This is a genomic window from Neisseria basseii (assembly GCF_962707005.1).
Taxonomy (GTDB): domain Bacteria; phylum Pseudomonadota; class Gammaproteobacteria; order Burkholderiales; family Neisseriaceae; genus Neisseria; species Neisseria bergeri.
On record NZ_CAUIXH010000006.1, the window covers coordinates 63,101 to 84,845 of the forward strand.

Annotated in this window: 22 protein-coding genes, 1 tRNA gene and 1 pseudogene; 11 read left to right on the plus strand and 13 right to left on the minus strand. The window is 53.9% G+C overall.

Annotated elements, in window-relative coordinates:
• Positions 1–109: 109 nt before the first annotated feature.
• Positions 110–625, plus strand: a complete 516-nt coding sequence (ybeY, locus tag Q9I99_RS04945) for an rRNA maturation RNase YbeY (protein WP_301667062.1) — start codon at positions 110–112, stop codon at positions 623–625.
• Position 626: 1 nt separating this feature from the next.
• Complete coding sequence (locus Q9I99_RS04950) at positions 627–1,451, plus strand: CorC family transporter (RefSeq protein ID WP_301667063.1); 825 nt, start codon at positions 627–629, stop codon at positions 1,449–1,451.
• A gap of 247 nt (positions 1,452–1,698) precedes the next feature.
• Here Q9I99_RS04950 and nhaC read toward each other — a convergent pair whose 3' ends face one another.
• Positions 1,699–3,078 (minus strand): Na+/H+ antiporter NhaC, encoded by a 1,380-nt coding sequence (gene nhaC / locus Q9I99_RS04960; protein ID WP_301667064.1) that lies wholly within the window; start codon positions 3,076–3,078, stop codon positions 1,699–1,701.
• Positions 3,079–3,368: 290 nt separating this feature from the next.
• The gene (locus Q9I99_RS04965; RefSeq protein ID WP_301667065.1) at positions 3,369–4,592 is read right to left on the minus strand and encodes a sugar MFS transporter; all 1,224 of its coding nucleotides are present in this window, start codon (positions 4,590–4,592) and stop codon (positions 3,369–3,371) included.
• Positions 4,593–4,797: 205 nt separating this feature from the next.
• Here Q9I99_RS04965 and Q9I99_RS04970 point away from each other — a divergent pair, with 205 nt between their 5' ends.
• The 3 genes from Q9I99_RS04970 to Q9I99_RS04980 all read left to right on the plus strand — a co-directional run bounded on the left by Q9I99_RS04970 (position 4,798) and on the right by Q9I99_RS04980 (position 7,523).
• Entirely contained in the window at positions 4,798–5,211 is a 414-nt protein-coding gene (locus tag Q9I99_RS04970) for a YqaA family protein (protein ID WP_301667066.1), read from the plus strand.
• Positions 5,212–5,256: 45 nt separating this feature from the next.
• Positions 5,257–5,886 (plus strand): endonuclease III, encoded by a 630-nt coding sequence (gene nth / locus Q9I99_RS04975; RefSeq protein ID WP_301667067.1) that lies wholly within the window; start codon positions 5,257–5,259, stop codon positions 5,884–5,886.
• Positions 5,887–6,023: 137 nt separating this feature from the next.
• Positions 6,024–7,523, plus strand: a complete 1,500-nt coding sequence (locus Q9I99_RS04980) for a DegQ family serine endoprotease (RefSeq protein ID WP_301667068.1) — start codon at positions 6,024–6,026, stop codon at positions 7,521–7,523.
• Between the two features lie 26 nt (positions 7,524–7,549).
• On the opposite strand, the gene Q9I99_RS04985 is transcribed toward Q9I99_RS04980, so the two are convergent.
• A complete protein-coding gene (locus Q9I99_RS04985; protein ID WP_301667122.1) occupies positions 7,550–7,750 on the minus strand; it encodes a hypothetical protein in 201 nt (66 codons plus the stop codon).
• Here Q9I99_RS04985 and Q9I99_RS04990 point away from each other — a divergent pair.
• The 3 genes from Q9I99_RS04990 (at position 7,723) to Q9I99_RS05000 (ending at position 10,685) form a co-directional block, all read left to right on the plus strand.
• Positions 7,723–9,243 (plus strand): Na+/H+ antiporter NhaC family protein, encoded by a 1,521-nt coding sequence (locus Q9I99_RS04990; RefSeq protein WP_301667069.1) that lies wholly within the window; start codon positions 7,723–7,725, stop codon positions 9,241–9,243. The two genes, Q9I99_RS04985 and Q9I99_RS04990, sit on opposite strands and share 28 nt — an antisense overlap.
• A gap of 56 nt (positions 9,244–9,299) precedes the next feature.
• A complete protein-coding gene (gene nagZ / locus Q9I99_RS04995) occupies positions 9,300–10,385 on the plus strand; it encodes a beta-N-acetylhexosaminidase (protein ID WP_301667070.1) in 1,086 nt (361 codons plus the stop codon).
• Positions 10,386–10,608: 223 nt separating this feature from the next.
• Positions 10,609–10,685: transfer RNA gene (locus Q9I99_RS05000), tRNA-Pro, on the plus strand.
• 331 nt (positions 10,686–11,016) lie between these two features.
• On the opposite strand, the gene Q9I99_RS05005 is transcribed toward Q9I99_RS05000, so the two are convergent.
• From Q9I99_RS05005 to wrbA, 7 genes are all read right to left on the minus strand, one after another.
• On the minus strand, positions 11,017–11,655 hold the full coding sequence (locus tag Q9I99_RS05005; RefSeq protein ID WP_301667071.1) for a 7-carboxy-7-deazaguanine synthase QueE: 639 nt from the start codon (positions 11,653–11,655) through the stop codon (positions 11,017–11,019).
• Complete coding sequence (locus Q9I99_RS05010; RefSeq protein ID WP_301667072.1) at positions 11,652–12,023, minus strand: DUF1304 domain-containing protein; 372 nt, start codon at positions 12,021–12,023, stop codon at positions 11,652–11,654. Before Q9I99_RS05010 ends, Q9I99_RS05005 begins: the two co-directional genes overlap by 4 nt.
• A 270-nt stretch (positions 12,024–12,293) precedes the next feature.
• The gene (locus Q9I99_RS05015; RefSeq protein WP_042508533.1) at positions 12,294–12,713 is read right to left on the minus strand and encodes a hypothetical protein; all 420 of its coding nucleotides are present in this window, start codon (positions 12,711–12,713) and stop codon (positions 12,294–12,296) included.
• 376 nt (positions 12,714–13,089) lie between these two features.
• A complete protein-coding gene (gene queD, locus Q9I99_RS05020; protein WP_301667073.1) occupies positions 13,090–13,512 on the minus strand; it encodes a 6-carboxytetrahydropterin synthase QueD in 423 nt (140 codons plus the stop codon).
• Positions 13,513–13,518: 6 nt separating this feature from the next.
• A complete protein-coding gene (locus tag Q9I99_RS05025) occupies positions 13,519–14,034 on the minus strand; it encodes a DUF1543 domain-containing protein (protein ID WP_301667074.1) in 516 nt (171 codons plus the stop codon).
• A 27-nt stretch (positions 14,035–14,061) separates the two neighbouring features.
• The gene (queC, locus tag Q9I99_RS05030) at positions 14,062–14,721 is read right to left on the minus strand and encodes a 7-cyano-7-deazaguanine synthase QueC (RefSeq protein ID WP_301667075.1); all 660 of its coding nucleotides are present in this window, start codon (positions 14,719–14,721) and stop codon (positions 14,062–14,064) included.
• A 125-nt stretch (positions 14,722–14,846) separates the two neighbouring features.
• Complete coding sequence (gene wrbA / locus Q9I99_RS05035; RefSeq protein WP_301667076.1) at positions 14,847–15,449, minus strand: NAD(P)H:quinone oxidoreductase; 603 nt, start codon at positions 15,447–15,449, stop codon at positions 14,847–14,849.
• Between the two features lie 98 nt (positions 15,450–15,547).
• Here wrbA and Q9I99_RS05040 point away from each other — a divergent pair, with 98 nt between their 5' ends.
• From Q9I99_RS05040 to argC, 3 genes are all read left to right on the plus strand, one after another.
• Positions 15,548–16,765, plus strand: a complete 1,218-nt coding sequence (locus tag Q9I99_RS05040) for a YihY family inner membrane protein (protein WP_301667077.1) — start codon at positions 15,548–15,550, stop codon at positions 16,763–16,765.
• A 4-nt stretch (positions 16,766–16,769) separates the two neighbouring features.
• Positions 16,770–17,219, plus strand: coding sequence for a DUF6636 domain-containing protein (locus tag Q9I99_RS05045; RefSeq protein ID WP_301667078.1), 450 nt, complete (start codon positions 16,770–16,772; stop codon positions 17,217–17,219).
• 208 nt (positions 17,220–17,427) lie between these two features.
• Positions 17,428–18,471, plus strand: a complete 1,044-nt coding sequence (argC, locus tag Q9I99_RS05050; RefSeq protein WP_301667079.1) for an N-acetyl-gamma-glutamyl-phosphate reductase — start codon at positions 17,428–17,430, stop codon at positions 18,469–18,471.
• A gap of 152 nt (positions 18,472–18,623) precedes the next feature.
• Here argC and Q9I99_RS05055 read toward each other — a convergent pair.
• From Q9I99_RS05055 to secB, 3 genes and pseudogenes are all read right to left on the minus strand, one after another.
• Positions 18,624–18,740 (minus strand): annotated as a pseudogene (locus tag Q9I99_RS05055) (IS5/IS1182 family transposase); the annotation flags it as partial.
• Between the two features lie 431 nt (positions 18,741–19,171).
• The gene (gene recG / locus Q9I99_RS05060; protein ID WP_301667080.1) at positions 19,172–21,214 is read right to left on the minus strand and encodes an ATP-dependent DNA helicase RecG; all 2,043 of its coding nucleotides are present in this window, start codon (positions 21,212–21,214) and stop codon (positions 19,172–19,174) included.
• An 85-nt stretch (positions 21,215–21,299) separates the two neighbouring features.
• Positions 21,300–21,743 carry a protein-export chaperone SecB gene (gene secB / locus Q9I99_RS05065; RefSeq protein WP_002229859.1) on the minus strand — a complete coding sequence of 148 codons (444 nt, stop codon included), beginning with the start codon at positions 21,741–21,743 and terminating at the stop codon, positions 21,300–21,302.
• Positions 21,744–21,745: the final 2 nt, after the last annotated feature.

A 21,745-nucleotide genomic window follows, 5' to 3' on the forward strand; every position in this document is an offset into this window, starting at 1 on the left:
GTTCAAAGAATGGAAACGGCGTGAAGTCTATCATATTTTGAACGTTTCTTCAGACGGCACCGTCAGGTCTATGTTATATTTACGCCCACAAAACACGAAACCCGCCACAATGAAACGCGCCAAAAAATACCCTTTTTTATCCTTACAGCGGCAACGTTTTCATCTGAACTTTGAAAACGCTTCTTCCGCCGCCAACCTTCCTTCAGAGAACGACTTCTACCGCTGGGCGTGGTCTGCCCTGAAAAGCGGATACCGCCGCGCCGACATCAGCCTGATTCTTTTGGACGAAGAAGAAGCCCGAGCCTACAACCGCGACTACCGCGGCAAAGATTACGCCACCAATGTATTGAGTTTCGCGCTCAACGAAGGCGAAATCCTGCCCGACCAGTTTTCAGACGGCCTGTATGGCGATTTGGTGATTTGCCCGCAAGTGGTTTTGAAAGAAGCCGCCGAACAAGGCAAAATGCCCGAACGGCATTTTGCCCACCTGACCATACACGGCACGCTGCACCTGATGGGCTACGACCATATCGAAGACGATGAAGCCGAAATAATGGAAGCCGAAGAAATCCGCCTGATGCGGGCAGCAGGCTTCCCCAACCCCTACCGAGAAGACGGACATTAAAATGGACGACGCACAACCGAAAACAAATTTTTTTGAACGCCTGATTGCCCGACTCGCCCGCGAACCTGATTCCGCCGAAGACGTATTGACCCTGTTGCGCCAAGCGCACGAACAGGAAGTATTTGATGCGGATACACTTTTAAGATTGGAAAAAGTCCTCGATTTTTCTGATTTGGAAGTGCGCGACGCGATGATTACGCGCAGCCGTATGAACGTTTTAAAAGAAAACGACAGCATCGAACGCATCACCGCCTACGTCATCGATACCGCCCATTCGCGCTTCCCCGTCATCGGCGAAGACAAAGACGAAGTTTTGGGCATTTTGCACGCCAAAGACCTGCTCAAATATATGTTCAACCCCGAGCAGTTTCACCTCAAATCCATTCTCCGTCCCGCCGTCTTCGTGCCCGAAGGCAAATCGCTGAACGCGCTTTTAAAAGAATTCCGCGAACAGCGCAACCATATGGCGATTGTCATCGACGAATACGGCGGCACGTCAGGTTTGGTAACTTTTGAAGACATCATCGAGCAAATCGTCGGCGACATCGAAGATGAGTTTGACGAAGACGAAAGCGCGGACAACATCCACGCCGTTTCCGCCGAACGCTGGCGCATCCACGCGGCTACCGAAATCGAAGACATCAACGCCTTTTTCGGCACGGAATACAGCAGCGAAGAAGCCGACACCATCGGCGGTCTGGTCATTCAGGAATTGGGGCACCTGCCCGTGCGCGGCGAAAAAGTCCTTATCGGCGGTTTGCAGTTCACCGTCGCACGCGCCGACAACCGCCGCCTGCACACCCTGATGGCGACCCGCGTGAAGTAAGCAGAGCCTGCCCGCACCGCCGTTTCTGCACAGTTTAGAATGACGGTACGGGCGTTTTCTGTTTCAATCCGCCCCATCCGCCAAACATATAGTGGATTAAATTTAAATCAGGACAAGGCGACGAAGCCGCAGACAGTACAAATAGTACGGCAAGGCGAGGCAACGCCGTACTGGTTTAAATTTAATCCACTATAAAAATGCCGTCTGAAACCGGAAAACAGGTTCAGACGGCATTTCGCTTATCCGCTTATTTTTTGCTCAAGGTCAGCCCCGTCCAGCCGAACAGAAGCGTCAAAGCCAAACTCAAATAGCAGAAAAAGGCATAGGGCAGATATTCCCAAACGGGTACGCCCAGCGCATGGCTGATAAATACGCCGCACACGCTCCACGGCACGAGAGGGTTAATCACCGTCCCCGCATCTTCCAGAGTCCGCGACAGGTTGCGCGAATGCAGGCCGAGCTTATCGTAAACGGGTTTGAATGTTTCACCCGACAACAAAATACTCAAATATTGCTCTCCAATCAGGAAATTGACCCCGACCGAAGTCATGGCAACGCTGAACGTCGCGCGTCCGGCATTCGTCAAAAAGCTGCGGACGGCATCCAGCAAGGAAGGAATCGCGCCCAGCGCAAACAACAGCCCGCCCAAACTCATACCGAGGATAACGATGGTCTGCGTAAAGAACATGCTCTCCAAGCCGCCGCGCGAAATGAGTTTGGCGATGTCTTTAAACGCTTCGCCTTCGAGTTTGTAGCCGCCGTAAAACCACGCGCCGAGCTGACGCAGATCGGGCGTGCTGTGCAGATACGTTACGGCAACGGCGGCAATGACGGTAAAGAGCATGGCGACCACGGCATTGACGCGCATCAATGCCAAAACGACCAACAGTGCAAACGGAATCAGCGAATAGCCGTGCACCAATCCCGTGGCTTTAAGCTGGCTGCGGAAGGATTCGACGCTGCCCATATCGTATGCGGCGACATTCGGCAAAAGCCAAAGCATCAGTGCCGCGCTGATCAGCCATGCTGGAATAGTGGTGTACATCATGTTTTTGATGTGCTCAAACAGGTCGATACCGACGATGGACGCGGAAATGCCCGTCGTATCCGAAAGCGGGGACATTTTGTCGCCAAAAAATGCGCCCGAAACAATCGCGCCCGCCGTCATCGCCATATCGGCCTGAAACGCCGCCGCCATCCCCATAAAGGCAACGCCGACAGTGGCGCAGGTGGTCAGGCTGCTGCCGATGGACACGCCGATGACGGAACACAGCGCGAAGGCGGAAAAGTAGAAATAAGTCGGGGAAATCAGCCCGAAACCGTAATACATCAGCGTCGGAATCGCGCCGCTCATCATCAGCGCGCTGACCATCAGCCCGATGAAGAAAAACAGGTAAATCGCGCCCATACCCTGATTCAACGCGCCTATCATCCCTGCCTGCATATCGTTGTATTTCAAACCGCGCGCCAAGCCGTACAAAATCAGCACGACGATGGCGGCAATAATGGACATATGCGGCAGCCACTCCAATGAAATGATGGTATAGCCCATCGCGGCAATCAGAGCGACGACGACGGCAAGTGCCTCACCGCGCGGCATATCGAGTAAGGATTTGAAAGCAAACATGATTCTTTGCCCGATTTAATATAAAGTTAACGGATTCTAACACACCATACCGAATCCGCCCGACGTTTTCAGACGGCATTTTAGCGTTTTACAAAAGCCGGGCAGAAACAAAACGGCAATTTTCTCAATTTAAATTAATTTTTTTGAAATATAATTTTTTATTTTTTTGTTTGTTGGCATATAAGACTTTTATGGATTGAAGTATTAAAACCTCGGCACACATGCCGCAAACACCGGTACGCAAAAATGCCGTCTGAAAGATGTTCAGACGGCATTTCTCAAGAAAAAGATTATTCGTCCGCCCTATATCCGTACACCGCAAAAAACACGATATACAGGTAACAGATAACGGAAACGACAAACGAAGACATCAGGGTGTAAGTATCCGCCGCCCAACCTTGAATCACCGGCACGACCGCACCGCCGACAATCGCGGTACACAGCACACCGGAAGCCGCGTTGGTGAATTTGCCCAACCCTTTGGTTGCCAAAGAGAAAATCGTCGGGAACATAATCGAGTTAAAAAAACCGATGGCAAGCAGCGACCACATCGCCACATCCGCATTGCCGCTACCCATCGCCATCGCGACGGCAAGCAGTACGACCGCAGCCGATGCGTTAAACGCCAGATAGCGGTTGGGCGCGAATTTCGCCATCACCGCCGAACCGAGGAAACGTCCGACCATCGCACCACCCCAATAGAACGACAGGTAATGCGCGGCAGAAGCATGATCCAGCCCTTTCAGATAACCCAACACATTGACCATCAACGAACCGATGGAGACTTCCGCACCGACATAGCAGAAAATGCCTGCCGCACCGAACACGAGATGTTTGTATTGCCATACGCCGGTTTTGCCGTCGTGGTTATGCGCGCTTTCCTCGGCGGCAATTTTTTGCGCGTCGGGCAGGCGGATCATTTTCACGAAAACGGCAAGGATAATCAACAGCCCCGCCAGTCCCAAATAGGGAATCTGTACGGAAGAAATCTGTTCCGCCTTGCTGACGGTTTGGGTTGCGTCTGCCAGAATCAGGAACGCGCCGATTTGAGGCGCAATGGTCGTACCCAAAGAGTTAAACGCCTGAACCAGCGTCAGCGTTGCCGATTCCTTGCCGGGTTTCGCCAGCAGGGTAACATAAGGATTACCGGCAACCTGAAGCAGCGTTACGCCGGAAGCCAAAATAAACAACGCGCCCAAAAATACCGCATAAGAATGGCTGCCCGCAGCAGGATAAAACAACAGGCATCCGACCGCCGTCAGCAGAAAGCCGCCGATAACGCCGTTTTTATAACCGATTTTGCCCACCAGCGTACCCATGGGAATCGACATCACCGCATAGGCGGTAAAGAAACAGAATTGAATCAGCATCGCCTGAACGTAAGTTAGGTCGAAAATTTCTTTCAAATGAGGGATAAGGATGTCGTTCATGCAGGTAATAAAACCCATCATGAAGAACAGCGTGGTCAAGACGACCAACGGGGACGTATGGTTGTTTTGTGATTGCGCAGACATGATTTGCCTTTCATTTTATTGGAATACATTACACGGTTCGGACGGCAAAAATTGACATTCTTCAAGGGCGGCATGAATCATACTGACATTTCACAAATTTGCAAGCCGTCGGCATATCCTTGCCGGACAACATCCGCTATTATCCCGACAAGCACGCCGACGCTGTATTTTTTCAATCCTCATTTTGATTTATCACAAACCGTACATGACCGTTTTTTCCGCCTACGCCGCACTCGCCTTTTCCGCCTTCACTTCCGCCACCCTCCTGCCCGGCACATCGGAAGCCGCCTTTGCCCTATTCGTCCACCGCTTTTCCGAACACGCATACGGCGCATGGCTGTGCGCCGGCCTTGCCAACGGATTGGGCAGTATGGTTTCCTATCGGATGGGGCGTTTGCTGCCTTCCCGAAAAATGCCGTCTGAAAAAACAATCAGGATAATGAAGCGTTACGGCGTATGGCTGCTTGCGTTTGCCTGGCTGCCCGTCATCGGCGACGCACTGCCGCTTGCCGCCGGCTGGCTGCGGTTGAATCCGTGGACAAGCGGGCTGATGCTGGTTGCCGGCAAAACGGCGCGTTACGCCTTCATTCTGTGGGGAATGCAATATTACGCCGCCTGAACCATACGTTATAATGCCGAACACACAAACCCACCGTATAAAAAAATGAACAGACACATCCGCCAAGAAATTTTCGAACGCTTCCGCGCCGCCAACCCCCATCCGACCACCGAGCTGAATTTCAACTCCCCTTTCGAGCTTTTAATTGCCGTTCTGCTTTCGGCGCAGGCGACCGATGTCGGCGTGAACAAAGCGACGGCGAAGCTGTTTCCCGTTGCCGATACGCCGCAGGCGATGCTGGATTTGGGTTTGGACGGCGTGATGGAATACACGAAAACCATCGGGTTATATAAAACCAAGTCCAAGCACATCATGCAGACCTGCCGCATCCTGCTGGAAAAATACAACGGCGAAGTGCCGGAAGACCGCGAGGCTTTGGAATCCTTGCCGGGCGTGGGGCGCAAAACGGCAAACGTGGTATTGAACACGGCGTTTGGACACCCCGTTATGGCGGTCGATACGCATATTTTCCGCGTGTCCAACCGAACCAAAATCGCCCCCGGGAAAGATGTGCGCGAAGTCGAAGACAAACTGATGCGCTTCATTCCTAAAGAGTTCCTGATGGACGCGCACCACTGGCTGATTTTGCACGGACGCTACACCTGCAAGGCACTCAAACCGCAATGCCCAACCTGCATCATCAACGATTTGTGCGAATATCCCGCCAAAGCCTGACTGCCGCCGCCCTTCAAAATGAAATGCTTGAAAATTCGGACGGACGTTGTAGAATTTCAACCTATGCCGTCTGAAGCCGACAAAATGCGCTTCAGACGGCATTGAAGTCAATATCGGCACAACACAAAGGACGAAACGTGTTCAAAAAATACCAATACCTCGCTTTGGCAACCCTGTGCGCCGCCGCATTGGCAGGCTGCGACAAAGCCGGCAGCTTTTTCGGTGCGGACAAAAAAGAAGCATCCTTCGTAGAACGCATCGAACACACCAAAGACGACGGCAGCGTCAGTATGCTGCTGCCCGACTTTGCCCAACTGGTGCAAAGCGAAGGTCCGGCAGTCGTCAATATTCAGGCAGCCCCCGCCCCGCGCACCCAAAACGGCAGCGGCAATGCCGAAACCGATTCCGACCCGCTTGCCGACAGCGACCCGTTCTACGAATTTTTCAAACGCCTCGTCCCGAACATGCCCGAAATCCCCCAAGAAGAATCCGACGACGGCGGATTGAACTTCGGTTCGGGCTTCATCATCAGCAAAGACGGCTACATCCTGACCAATACCCACGTCGTTGCCGGTATGGGCAGCATCAAAGTCCTGCTCAACGACAAGCGCGAATATACCGCCAAGCTCATCGGCTCGGATGTCCAATCCGATGTCGCCCTTCTGAAAATCGATGCAACGGAAGAGCTGCCCGTCGTCAAAATCGGCAATCCCAAAGATTTGAAACCCGGCGAATGGGTAGCCGCCATCGGCGCACCCTTCGGCTTCGACAACAGCGTTACCTCCGGCATCGTCTCCGCCAAAGGCCGCAGCCTGCCCAATGAAAGCTACACACCCTTCATTCAAACCGACGTTGCCATCAATCCGGGCAACTCCGGCGGCCCGCTGTTCAACCTGAAAGGACAAGTCGTCGGCATCAATTCGCAAATATACAGCCGCAGCGGCGGATTTATGGGCATTTCCTTCGCCATCCCGATTGACGTTGCCATGAATGTCGCCGAACAGCTGAAAAACACCGGCAAAGTCCAACGCGGACAACTGGGCGTGATTATTCAAGAAGTATCCTACGGTTTGGCACAATCGTTCGGTTTGGACAAAGCCGGCGGCGCACTGATTGCCAAAATCCTGCCCGGCAGCCCCGCAGAACGTGCCGGCCTGCAGGCGGGCGACATCATACGCAGCCTCAACGGAGAAGAAATACGTTCTTCCGGAGACCTTCCCGTTATGGTCGGTGCCATTACACCAGGAAAAGAAGTCAGCCTCGGCGTATGGCGCAAAGGCGAAGAAATCACAATCAAAGTCAAGCTGGGCAACGCCGCCGAGCATACCGGCGCATCATCCAAAACAGATGAAGCCCCCTACACCGAACAGCAATCCGGTACGTTCTCGGTCGAATCCGCAGGCATTACCCTTCAGACACATACCGACAGCAGCGGCGGACACCTCGTCGTCGTACGGGTTTCCGACGCGGCAGAACGCGCAGGCTTGAGGCGCGGCGACGAAATTCTTGCTATCGGGCAAGTCCCCGTCAATGACGAAGACGGTTTCCGCAAAGCTATGGACAAGGCAGGCAAAAACGTCCCCCTGCTAGTCATGCGCCGTGGCAACACGCTGTTTATCGCATTAAACCTGCAATAACACACATAATTTAACCAAAATATTTTTTAAATGATAAAATGCCCGTCAATACCGATTAACGGGCATTTTGTAAAAATCAGTTGTTTGATTTTAAACAAATATTTTTTAGGACAAAAAATATTTCCGCCCATTTTGCCAACAAAATCCGAACCGTTGCGGACAGAAACCGCCCCATCCGGACGCTTACACCTCACAAACCATGCAGCTAATTGACTATTCACATTCATTTTTCTCGGTTGTGCCACCCTTTTTGGCACTGGCACTTGCCGTCATTACCCGCCGCGTACTGCTGTCTTTAGGCATCGGTATTTTGGTCGGCGTTGCCTTTTTGGTCGGCGGCAACCCCGTCGACGGTCTGACACACCTGAAAGACATGGTCGTCGGCTTGGCTTGGGCAGACGGCGATTGGTCGTTGGGCAAACCAAAAATCTTGGTTTTCCTGATACTTTTGGGCATTTTCACTTCCCTGCTTACCTACTCCGGCAGCAATCAGGCGTTTGCCGACTGGGCAAAACGGCACATTAAAAACCGGCGCGGCGCGAAAATGCTGACCGCCTGCCTCGTGTTCGTAACCTTTATCGACGACTATTTCCACAGCCTCGCCGTCGGTGCGATTGCCCGCCCCGTTACCGACAAGTTCAAAGTTTCCCGCGCCAAACTCGCCTATATCCTCGACTCCACCGCCGCGCCCATGTGCGTGCTGATGCCCGTTTCAAGCTGGGGCGCGTCGATTATCGCTACGCTTGCCGGATTGCTCGTTACCTACAAAATCACCGAATACACGCCGATGGGGACGTTTGTCGCCATGAGCCTGATGAACTATTACGCACTGTTTGCCCTGATTATGGTGTTCGTCGTCGCATGGTTTTCCTTCGACATCGGCTCGATGGCACGTTTCGAACAAGCCGCTTTGAACGAAACCCATGATGAAACCGCCGTTTCAGACGGCAGCCGGGGCAGGGTTTACGCATTGATTATTCCCGTTTTGGCCTTAATCGCCTCAACGGTTTCCGCCATGATCTACACCGGCGCGCAGGCAAGCGAAACCTTCAGCATTTTGGGGGCATTTGAAAATACCGACGTAAACACTTCGCTGGTCTTCGGTGGCACTTGCGGTGTGCTTGCCGTCGTTCTCTGCACGCTCGGCACGATTAAAACCGCCGACTATCCCAAAGCCGTTTGGCAGGGTGCGAAATCTATGTTCGGCGCAATCGCCATTTTAATCCTCGCTTGGCTCATCAGTACGGTTGTCGGCGAAATGCACACCGGCGATTACCTCTCTACACTGGTTGCGGGCAACATCCATCCCGGCTTCCTGCCCGTCATCCTCTTCCTGCTCGCCAGCGTAATGGCGTTTGCCACCGGCACAAGCTGGGGGACGTTCGGCATCATGCTGCCGATTGCCGCCGCCATGGCGGTCAAAGTCGATCCCTCACTGATTATCCCGTGTATGTCCGCAGTAATGGCGGGGGCGGTATGCGGCGACCACTGCTCGCCCATTTCCGACACGACCATCCTGTCGTCCACCGGCGCGCGCTGCAACCACATCGACCACGTTACCTCGCAACTGCCTTACGCCTTGACCGTTGCCGCCGCCGCCGCATCGGGCTACCTTGCCTTGGGCATGACCAAGTCCGCGCTGCTCGGCTTCGGCACGACCGGCATTGTATTGGCGGTGCTGATTTTTCTGTTGAAAGATAAAAAACGCACCAACGCCTGACCCCTTTCCCTGTTCAGACGGCATATGCCGTCTGAAGCTTTTTGGAGCAAACCGAAATGACTGTTCCCCATATTCCGCGCGGCCCCGTCATGGCAGACATTGCCGCCTTCCGCCTGACCGAAGAGGAAAAGCAACGCCTTCTCGACCCCGCAATCGGCGGCATCATCCTGTTCCGCCGCAACTTCCAAAACATCGAACAGCTCAAAACACTCACCGCCGAAATCAAAGCCCTCCGCACACCCGAACTCATCATCGCCGTCGATCACGAAGGCGGCAGGGTACAACGTTTCATTGAAGGCTTCACCCGCCTGCCCGCAATGAGTACGCTCGGCGAGATTTGGGACAGAGAAGGCGCGGAAACCGCCGAAACCTATGCCGAACACATCGGATGGGTGTTGGCAACCGAGCTTTCCGCCTGCGGCATCGATTTGTCCTTCACGCCCGTCTTGGATTTGGACTGGGGAAACTGCCCCGTTATCGGCAACCGCAGCTTCCACCGCAACCCCGAAGCCGTAACCCGCCTCGCCCTCGCCCTGCAAAAAGGCTTGAATCGCGGCGGCATGAAATCCTGCGGCAAACATTTTCCCGGACACGGGTTTGTCGAAGGGGACAGCCATTTGGTGCTGCCCGAAGACGGGCGCAGCCTGTCCGAGCTCGAAGCCGCCGACCTCATCCCTTTCCGCATTATGAGCCGCGAAGGTATGGCGGCGGTTATGCCCGCCCACGTCGTTTATCCGCAAGTGGATGCCAAGCCCGCCGGTTTTTCCGAAAAATGGCTGAAAGAAATTTTGCGCCGCGACATCGGGTTCAACGGCGTGATTTTCTCGGACGATTTGACTATGGAAGGCGCGTGCGGAGCTGGCGGTATCAAAGAACGCGCCCGACTGTCGTTTGAAGCAGGTTGCGACATCATATTGGTCTGCAACCGTCCCGACTTGGTCGATGAATTGCGCGAAGATTTCCGCATTCCCGACAATCCCGCTTTGGCGCAACGTTGGCAATACATGGCCAACACGCTCGGCAGTGCCTCCGCGCAAACCGTGATGCAGACGGCGGATTTTCAAGCGGCGCAAGCCTTGACCTCCCGTTTGACTTCGCCGCAGGACACGGCGGGCGGCGTAAAAGTCGGCGAAGCCTTTTAAATCGGCTGCGTTTCAACAATCTGCCGATTTCAACCGTTTGTCAGGGAAAGGCAATGATTTTCCGGTTAAGTAGAAATTTATCCTATTGAATTACTTGAAGATAAGGATGCTTATCAACACTGTATTCAAACACAGCGTTTTAAATCCGCCCGACACGCGGCAAAAAGGCAAAACGGTATAGGCACGCCGTATTTTTTGCGCTATAATCACGCCTTACTTAATTCGGAATGTAGCGCAGCCCGGTAGCGCACTTCGTTCGGGACGAAGGGGTCGGAGGTTCGAATCCTCTCATTCCGACCATATTCAAACCGCCTCGGCATCCATTGCCGAGGCGGTTTTTCCTTTTGGCGTCAACAGAAAAATGCCGTCTGAAACAGCATTCTGTTTCAGACGGCATTTCGTTTTCCCTAACCCTGCTATTTGCGCGCACTGACAAAGGGTATCGGCAAGGTTCAAAAGACTATCGGAATTTAGGAAGCCGAGCGTGTACCCAACGGCGGCATCTTATTCAGTAAGGCTCCGTCCTAATTGGGCAACGGAAATGTCGGCAATTTCACGCGGAAGCGGCACACTTTCCCCGTATGTCAAACATCGGCAAAACGGTACGCCGTCCCTTTGAACACTACTTAAACTACTCTATCCCCGCCCATTTATGCGTCTGCACGCTCAACTGCCAATGCACGGGGGTGTCAGGGCGGCTGTTTAAGATACCGATTTGGCGGATGGTGTCGTAGATGTTCATCGCACCGTTTTGTTCGCAGGGCGAAAGGTAGTAATGGCGCGCACGGATTTTGCGTTCCATATTTTCGCAGAACCCGACGACATCGCCGTCGGCAACAATCCGCACTTCGTCGGCTGTTTCGATACAGCTTTTTTCGTATTTGGCGGCATAGCAGGCTTTGGGGCTGGTGACGACATAGTCGATTTGCGGCGGCGCGGGATTGAGTCCGTTGGTTTCGATACAGAGGAAATAACCTTCCGCCTTGAGCATGTCCAGCAGCATATCGAGATGCGGCTGGATGGTCGGTTCGCCGCCGGTGATGATGATATTGCGCGCGGTGTAGGTTTTCAGACGGCCTAAGATGTCGGACAGGCTCATCATGCCGAATGTCAAATAATCGGTATCACACCAGCCGCACGCCAGATTGCATTTACCCAAGCGGACGAAAACGGCAGGCATGCCCGTGTTCCAGCCTTCACCTTGCAGGCTTTCAAAAATTTCGACGATGCGGTATTGCGGATTTCCGGGGGCAACATTGATTTTTTTCATACCGCCAATACCGCCGCCTCTGCCAGCATCGCGGGCAAACCTTGTTTGACGAGTATGCCTTTGTTGCCGGAAGAGAACGCGCCCCATGCGGCGGCAATCAATACGAAACCGAGAAACAGCACCGTCGCGCCGTACACCGCGTTATCCGGCGCGGCAAACTGCGCCCACAAAAGCCCGACGGCAAGAAAGCCGTTGTACAGCCCTTGGTTGCCAAACAGGGTCTGCACGCGCTTTTGTTCCATAAATTCATAAGGCAGCTTGAACGTTTCCGCCGCCTTTTCGCTGGGAATCTGCGTCATTTCAAGCCAGGCGATGTAGAAATGTTCGGCGGCGACGAGGAGAACGAGAATGGTGGAGAGGAGTTTCATGGGTGTTCCTTTTAATGGGTACGTTTGAGATGGAATGCCGTTTGAAAAGACGGGGAATCCGTGCAGGAGAAAAAACCGTTTTACGGTATATTGGTAGATCTTATCTGCTCTGGCTCTCAGGCTTCGTTCGCCGGGTGTGAATCCGTCCAAACGGTCTAGGGCATTATTCTCCACCGCATTCTGCCCCAGCACGCCCCCTACCTGTGCACTGATCAGCATGAAAAAAGTGTAAACAATGCAATTTTTCCAATAAATAATCAATACAGAAATTTACTTGCATCTATTATATTCACTTTGCAACCATGTTAAATCACTGTATTTTATTTTATTAATTTTATCAAAAACTATTTGGTGCTTATTTATTTGAGCATTTTCTATACTATCAGTTAGTTTGTTAATACGTAATAGCTTTAACTTTTTATTTGTATAGCAGAAATCATGCACAATACCTCCATCAATATATGAAAAATAAATAAAGTTACCCTCTTCTATATAGTTATTAATAAAGAAATAAATAATGGAATTCTGATTTTTATCTATTAAGAAATAGTTAAATGGTATGCCAGAATTATAACTGTATGACTTCTCAAAAATAAATCGTTTTGTTGATAATTCCTTCTCATTTGGATAAAAAATGAAAATCCAAAATAAAGTCATAACTACCCATAAAATTATTTTTTTAATTAACAATATTAACTCTCCCTTTGAAATCTATCTTGAATTTTGTACCACTAGTGGATTAACAAAAATCAGGACAAGGCGACGAAGCCGCAGACAGTACAAATAGTACGGAACCGATTCACTTGATGCTTCAGCACCTTAGAGAATCGTTCTCTTTGAGCTAAGGCGAGGTAACGCCGTACTGGTTTAAATCTAATCCACTATAAATTCAAATAAGGACGCTCCACACCGTCATTCCCGCGCAGGCGGGAATCCAAAGAGTTGGAATTGCTGCAATTTTTAAATATTCCTGAAAAACCAAGGTCCGGGTTTCCGCCTTCGCGGGAATGACGCGATCGGGCATTCCTTATTTGAATTGACTATATCGATACGTTCAAGATATTCCCTACTCCCCTTCATACTCCGCACACGATGTCGGCGTTTCCCACAATTTCACGCTGTACACGTTCAGCCCTGCGTTTTTCAGACGGCAGTACATTTCGACCGCCATATTTTCGGCAGTGGTGCGGCAGGGCAGGCGCAGGGTTTTCATATTCCAGCCTTCCAAAAGCGCGGCGATTTGAGATTCGCGCCCGTTGCCGCCGTGATAGATGAAGGCGTGGTCGAAGGGTTCGGTAATATGTTGTTTCACAATGGCTTTTAAGTCGGTAAAGTCCATTACCATACCGTCTTTCGCGCCGCCTTTGATAATGCCGTCTGAAACGGTGATTTCGAGTTTGTAGGTATGCCCGTGCAGGTTTTGGCATTTGCCGTCATGCCCGTCGAGCATGTGTGAAGAGTCGAAGGTGAAGATTTTGGTGATTTTCATGGGTTCTCAAATGGGCAAATAGCCTTGAAAGCCGATTTCGGCGGGTTTGCCGTGCGGATTCGGGGTCAGGCGGATATGGAAATTGCCGATGCGGTCGAGCGCAAGCAGGTTGTCCACGTCTTTCAAGTTGTCTTTATGCTGCTGAACATAGTCGGTTAACAGGGTTTGCAGGGCTTTTTGTTTGGCTTCGGCAGGCGTGGCGGCGGCGAACAGTCCGAACGCGTGCGCTTCTGCAAGCTGCCCTGCGCGATAGCCGCCGACATTGACAAAATACAGGTGCTGGGCGTGTTCAGACGGCATTTCCGTTTTGGGCATTTCGGATACGGCGATGTCGTAACCGTCCGCCCATTCGACAACCTGCCAACCGTCGATGTGGATTTTGTCCGCATCGCCGAACCATGCGGCTTTGAGTGCGGGGATGGCTTCGCGGTAATCGTCGCACACGGCAAATTGGATGTCGTGCACTTCGATATTGGAGCGGCCTGCGTTACCGCCGAGGTAAAACATATGAAGCTTGGGCATATCGTATTCCTTATGGTTTGCGCGCGTTCAGACGGCCTTTTTACTCTCCAAATATTCCGCCAATCCGCGCTCGCGCAACACGCAGCTCGGGCATTCGCGACAGCCGCCGACGATGCCCTTGTAGCAGGTGTGGGTCTGTTCGCGGATGTAGTCCAACACGCCCATTTCGTCCGCCAACGCCCACGTTTGCGCCTTGGTCAGGTACATCAGCGGCGTGTGGATTTGGAAATCATAGTCCATCGCCAGATTAAGGGTAACGTTCATCGATTTGACGAACACGTCGCGGCAGTCGGGATAGCCGGAAAAATCGGTTTCGCACACGCCCACGATGATGTGCCGTATCCCCTGCCCTTTGGCGTAAATCGCTGCGTAGAGCAGGAAAAGTGCGTTGCGCCCGTCCACAAAGGTATTGGGAACGCCGTTTTCGGCAGTTTCGATAGCGGCGGCTTCATCCATCAGGGCGTTGTGCGTAATCTGCCGCATCAGGCTCAAATCGAGTACGGTTTGACTGACACCCAAATCCTGCGCGATCCACTCTGCGCGTTCCAGCTCGACGGCGTGGCGTTGCCCGTATTGGAAAGTGATGGCTTGGACGTTTTCGCGCCCGTAGGTTTGAATCGCCTGAATCAGGCAGGTAGTGGAATCTTGGCCGCCCGAAAAGATGACCAAGGCTTGTTGGTTTGACATATCGAATCCTAGTTTTGGTAACGCGGGAGGTTTGCGAACCGCGAAGTTGGACAGTAAAGACGCGGATTATACAGGCAAACGCTTTCAGACGGCATCATTCCTCATGCCGTCTGAAAGGAGGCTGTTTAGGCCAACTTGACGGCAAGCTCCGCAAGCCGTCTGCCTTGTGCGAAAGCGATGTCGTTTTCTTCTACGGTCAGGACGGGTTTGCCGTCATGTCCGGCAACGTGGGACGCACCGTAAGGGGTACCGCCGCTTCGGGTATTGCCGAGGGCGGATTCGGTGTAGGGGATGCCGCTGATAATCATGCCGTGGTGTAGGAGGGGGAGCATCATGGTAAGCAGCGTGGTTTCTTGTCCGCCGTGCAGGGAGGCGGTGCTGGTGAAGACGGTGGCGGGTTTGCCGACAAGTTCTGCGCCGAGCCACAGGGGGATGGTGCCGTCGATGAAGTATTTCATGGTAGCTGCCATGTTGCCGAAGCGGGTGGGGCTGCCTAGGGCGAGGGCGGCGCAGGTTTTGAGGTCTTCGGCGGTGGCGTAGGGCGCGCCGCTGTCGGGGATGTCTTCTTCGACAGCTTCGCAGACGGTGGAGACTTTGGGGACGGTGCGCAATACGGCTTCGCAGTCTGCGACGCTTTCAATGCCGCGTGCGATTTGGCGGGCAAGGTTGAGGGTGCTGCCGTTTTGGGAGTAGTAGAGGACGAGGATTTTGAGGGGATTTGGGTTCATGGGCGGATTCCGTTAAAATAGTTTGGCGTTCAGACGGCATAACGGTTGTCCAGATGCCGTCTGAAACAGTTTGAAAACATGAAATCTGGTAAGAGATTATGACCTTTTTACAACGTTTGCAAGGTTTGGCAGACAATAAAATCTGTGCGTTTGCATGGTTCGTCATCCGCCGTTTCAGTGAAGAGCGCGTACCGCAGGCGGCGGCGAGCATGACGTTTACGACGCTGCTGGCACTCGTCCCCGTGCTGACCGTGATGGTGGCGGTCGCTTCGATTTTCCCCGTGTTCGAACGCTGGTCGGATTCGTTCGTCTCCTTCGTCAACCAGACCATTGTGCCGCAGGGCGCGGACATGGTGTTCGACTATATCAATGCGTTCCGCGAGCAGGCGAACCGGCTGACGGCAATCGGCAGCGTAATGCTGGTCGTTACCTCGCTGATGCTGATTCGGACGATAGACAATACGTTCAACCGCATCTGGCGGGTCAATTCCCAGCGTCCGTGGATGATGCAGTTTCTCGTCTATTGGGCTTTACTGACGTTCGGGCCGCTGTTTTTGGGCGTGGGCATCTCGCTGACGGCGGGATGGGGGGAATCGTGGCTGCTGCGCCCACTGGCAATGCCGCTGGGAACGGTGCTGCTTTTGTGGGGGCTGTACTGCTTTGTCCCCAACCGTTTCGTACCCGCGCGGCACGCTTTGATCGGGGCAGCGGCGACGGCTTTGTGCCTGTGGTGCGCGCGCGCGCTTTTTGTGTGGTATATGGGCAGTTTCGACGGCTACCGTTCGATTTACGGCGCGTTTGCCGCCGTGCCGTTTTTCCTGCTGTGGTTAAACCTGTTGTGGACGCTGGTCTTGGGCGGGGCAGTGCTGACGGCCTCCCTGTCGTATTGGCAGGGCGGGGCGTTTCGGAAAAATGAGGACGCGCGCGGCGGCTTTGACGATGTGTTGGACATTTTACTCTTGCTCGACGCGGCGCAAAAACGCGGCAAAGCCCTGCGGGTCCGGCAGTTCAGACGGCATATCGGTATGGGCTACGACGAATTGGGCGCGCTCTTGGAAAAACTGGCGCGCTACGGTTATGTTTATTCCGGACGGCAGGGCTGGGTTTTGAAAACAGGGGCGGATGCCATTAAATTAGACACGCTTTTCAAACGCTTTGTGTACCGTCCTTCCGCCGCCAATCAAAACCCCGTCGGACAAGCCGTCGGCAGGCTGGTGCAACCCTGCCTTCAATCTTTAGAGATAACGCTGGCGGAGTTTGCCGCGCAAACCGGGCAAACCGCCCCCCAGCCGTCCCAACCGCCGTCCGAAGGATAAAACGATGCGGCCGAAAAACCTCCTCATCCTCATCTCCGCAGCCGCCTTTGCTTCAGCGCGCGCCGATGCGCCCGACGGCGTTTTTACCGTCAACTTCCAATCCCCCAGCGGCAACATCGTCTGCGGCGGCGACACCGGACCGCCGGAAGGCGAAGAACCGTGGCACGGCGTATCCTGCTTCATCCACGAAACCGACAATACCAAACCCGCCATGCCGAAACCCAAAGGATGCGGATTCGACTGGGGCAACGTGTTCAATATCGACAACAAAGGGAAAGCCTATATGAGCTGTTACAGCGACTACCCGTACAGCCCCGAACCGCCCGTCCTCGCCTACGGACACACCGCCAAAGGCAAAGGTTGGCAGTGCGGCAGCCTTGAAAACGGCGTACTCTGCACCAACTCGGCAGGACACGGCTTCCTGCTCAACCGCAAATGGCAGCGTATGTTTTAAAACAGAATGCCGTCTGAACCGCAGTTTTGCAGCGTTCGGACGGCATACCCGCCAACCACACAAAGGAAAAACCATGTTTCAACACACAGGACGACACATAAAGCACCGCCCTATGTGTTGCCCTGATTTGGAAGGAGTTGCGCCCCTCCCGAATAAAGTCTGATCCTGCCGCCCTGAAGGGCGGGGTTTCAACCGAAAAGGAAATACGATGAACAAAAAAATCAAAGCCGGCATTGTCGGCGCGACGGGCTACACGGGCGTGGAACTGCTGCGCCTGCTTGCCACCCATCCCGATGTCGAAGTTGCCGCCGTAACCAGCCGCAGCGAAGCGGGAACCGCAGTTGCCGATTACTTTCCAAGTCTGCGCGGCGTGTACGGCCTCGCCTTCCAAACGCCCGACGAGGCAAGTTTAGAACAATGCGATGTGGTCTTCTTCGCCACGCCCAACGGCATCGCCATGAAAGACGCGCCGCGCCTTTTGGAACAGGGCGTGCGCGTCATCGACCTCTCCGCCGACTTCCGCATACGCGACATTCCGACCTGGGAACACTGGTACGGCATGACCCACGCTGCCCCCGACCTCGTTCCCCAAGCCGTGTACGGATTGAGCGAACTCAACCGCGAAGCCGTCGCACAGGCACGCCTCGTCGCCAACCCCGGCTGCTACCCGACCTGCGTTTCCCTGCCGCTCGTGCCGCTGTTGCGGCAATGCCGTCTGAAAGCCGGTATGCCGCTGATTGCCGACTGCAAATCCGGCGTGTCCGGCGCGGGCAGGAAAGGCAATGTCGGTTCGCTGCTGTGCGAAGCCGGCGACAACTTCAAAGCCTACGGCATAGCCGGACACCGCCACCTGCCCGAAATCAGGCAGACCATCGCCGGGCTTCAGGACGGCATCGCCGAAGGATTCGTGTTCACGCCGCACCTCGCGCCGATGATACGCGGTATGCACGCCACCGTTTACCTCCACCTTTCAGACGGCAGCGACCCCGAAACCGTCCTGCGCGACTATTACCGCGACAGCCCGTTCGTGGACATCCTGCCTGCCGGTTCGACACCCGAAACCCGCAGCGTGCGCGGAAGCAACATCTGCCGCATCAGCATCCGTCAGGCAGCGCAATCCGATGTGTGGGTCGTCCTTTCCGTCATTGACAACCTCGTCAAAGGCGCGGCGGGTCAGGCGGTGCAAAATATGAACATTATGTTCGGACTGGAAGAAACGCACGGCTTGGGCGGCATCCCCCTGCTCCCCTGAAGCGCAAACGGCAAACCGCAGGCATCGTGCCTGCGGTTTTTTGATGCCGTCTGAAAGCGACGGTTTTTTTTTGGGTTCGGACGGCTTTTGGCTCATCATTCCGCGAAAACAACAATCTAAAATCCCGTCATTCCCGCAAAAGCGGGAATCTATAGTGGATTAAATTTAAACCAGTACAGCGTTGCCTCGCCTTGCTGTACTATCTGTACTGTCTGCGGCTTCGTCGCCTTGTCCTGATTTAAATTTAATCCACTATAGTTTATCCGGTTTCAGCGATTTCCGACACATTTCCACACGCTTCGATTCCGTCATTTCTCCGGTTTCAATCATTTCCGATAACACCGTGGTTTTTCATTTCTAGATTCCCGCCTGCGCGGGAATGACGGCGGAGGGCTTGCCGTTTTCCCGATAAGTCTCTGCGGCTTCCCATTGCCGGATTTCCGCCCATTTGGGAATAACGGGATTTAAAATCATGAAAATGTGTCAAAAATAATATAGTGGATTAACAAAAACCAGTACGGCGTTACCTCACCTTAGCTCAAAGAGAACGATTCTCTAAGGTGCTGAAGCACCAAGTGAATCGGTTCCGTACTATTTGTACTGTCTGCGGCTTCGTCGCCTTGTCCTGATTTTTGTTAATCCACTATAAAAAATCAGATTTCCGTTACACTTTTTTCTAATATTTCAGACGGCATTTTGCTCACACGCCCAGATACCCTTCCCTGCTGGAAAGCCATCTTGCCAAATGCGCTTCGACGATTTCGGGGTTTTGCTCAATCAACATGGGGGCGATTTCGCGCGCTTGTTCCAAGAGGTGCAGGTCTTCTTCAAGGTTAGCGAAACGCAGCATGGGGACGCCGCTTTGGCGCGCGCCGAGAAATTCGCCGGGACCGCGGATGTTGAGGTCTTGGCGGGCGATTTCAAAGCCGTCGGTGTGTTCGTAGATGACTTTCAGCCGCGCTTTGGCAAGTTCGCTCAAGGGTTCGGCAAACAGGAGGACGCACACGCTTTCTGCCGCACCGCGCCCTACCCGCCCACGTAATTGGTGCAGCTGCGCCAAGCCCATGCGCTCGGCGTGTTCGATCACCATCAGGGCGGCGTTGGGTACATCTACGCCGACTTCGATGACGGTGGTGGCGACCAATACATTCAGACGACCTGCGGCAAACTGAGCCATGACTTCGGCTTTTTCGGCGGCTTTCATGCGCCCGTGTACCAAGCCGATGTTGAGTTCGGGCAAGGCTGCCTGAAGCTGGGCTAGGGTTTCGGTGGCAGTTTGCAGTTGCAGGGTTTCGCTTTCTTCAATCAGCGGGCAGACCCAGTATGCCTGCTGCCCTTTGCGACAGATGTTGAGGACGAAGCCTTCGACTTCGGCGCGGCGGACGTTGTTGACGAGGCGGGTTTTAATCGGGGTGCGCCCGGGCGGCAATTCGTCGATGACGGACACGTCCAAGTCGGCGAAGAAACTCATGGCGAGCGTGCGCGGGATGGGCGTGGCGGACATCATCAACTGGTGGACGTCGCGCCCTTTGTTTTTGAGGGCGAGACGTTGGGCAACGCCGAACCGGTGTTGTTCGTCCACAATCACCAAGCTAAGATTTTGAAACTCGACGTCGTCTGAAAACAGGGCGTGCGTGCCGACGGCGATTTTGACAGAGCCGTCAGCAAGTTTGGCTTTGGCTTCGTCTTTGGCTTTTTTGCGCTGGCTGCCGGAAAGCCAGACGACTTCGAGGCCTAATGGCTCAAGCCATTGTTTGAACTTGATGAAGTGCTGTTCTGCAAGGATTTCGGTCGGTGCCATTACAGCCGCCTGCGCGCCCGATTCGATGGCGGTCAGCGCGGACAAGGCGGCGACGATGGTTTTACCGCTGCCGACATCGCCTTGCAGCAGGCGGTGCATGGGGTGGGTTTGCGCCATGTCGCGGCGGATTTCGGACACGACTCTTTCTTGAGCATCGGTCAGGGCAAACGGCAAGGCGTGGCGCAGGGCTTGGGTCAATGTGCCGTCGCCGCCCAATGCTGCCACCGTGCCGCTGACGCGCTTCTGCCGCGCCAGCCGCATGGAAAGCTGTTGCGCCAAAAGTTCGTCGAATTTGAGCCGCTGCCATGCAGGAAGCGTGCCGTCTGAAAGCTGGTGGATGGTGAAACTCGGCGGCGGCGAATGCAAAAGGCGCAGGCTTTCGGCGAGGTGTGGTAGTTTCAGACGGCCTAATAAGGCATCGGGCAAAGTATCGTGCAGCGGCGTAACGTCCAAGGCCGTCTGAATGATGCGGCGCAAAGTGGGCTGGTTCAAACCGTTTACGGTCGGGTAAATCGGCGTGAGGCTTTCCGCCAAACCACTGCTCTCGGCATCACGGATTTTGGGATGAATCATCTCATCGCCGTAAAACCCGTGTTTGATTTCTCCCACGGCGCGGATGCGTTTACCGACCGCCATCTGTTTCTGATGGCTGGCGTAAAAGTGGATGAAGCGCAGAAAAAGGACGCTGCCGGAACCGTCGGCGATTTGGACAATCAGCTGCTTGCGCGGTTTGAACGTTACTTCCTGATGGATAACCTCGCCCTCAACCTGACACGGCACGCCGATCGGCGCGTCCTTAATCGGCATAATGTGCGTCTCGTCCTCGTAACGCAGCGGCAGGTGCAACACCAAATCCCACGCGGTATGAAGGTTGAGTTTGTCGAGCTTCTTGGCGGAAACATCGGTGATTTTGAGCTGTTTTCGGGTTTCGGGCGACATCATAGGCAGATTCCTTTGGACGCGCCTATTTTATCCGAAAACAAAAATGCCGTCTGAAACGGATTCAGACGGCATCGGCAGGCAGGAATCAAGCTCCGGCGGCTTCGGCTTCCTGCTGTTGTTGGTAAATCGCCTCAAAATTAATCGGCGCGAGCAGGACGGGCGGGAAGCCGGCGCGCGTTACCGTACTGGAAACGGCTTCGCGCGCGTAAGGGAAGAGGATGTTCGGACACGCCACGCCCAACAGCAGCTGCACATCTTCTTCGGGGATGTTTTCCAGACGGAAAATACCGCTTTGGGTTACTTCGTTCAAAAACATCGTGCGCTCGTTATCCAATTTGGCGGTAACGGTCACGGTTACGTCCACGTTGTAGTAGCCGTCTTCCAGCTTTTGGCTGCCGGTGGAAACGCGCATATCCACTTCAGGCTCGCCCTGTTCCAAAAAGATTTGCGGCGCGTGCGGCACTTCCAAAGACAAGTCTTTGACATACAGTCGCTCGATGCTGAATACGGGTTGCAGTTCTTCGCTCATTT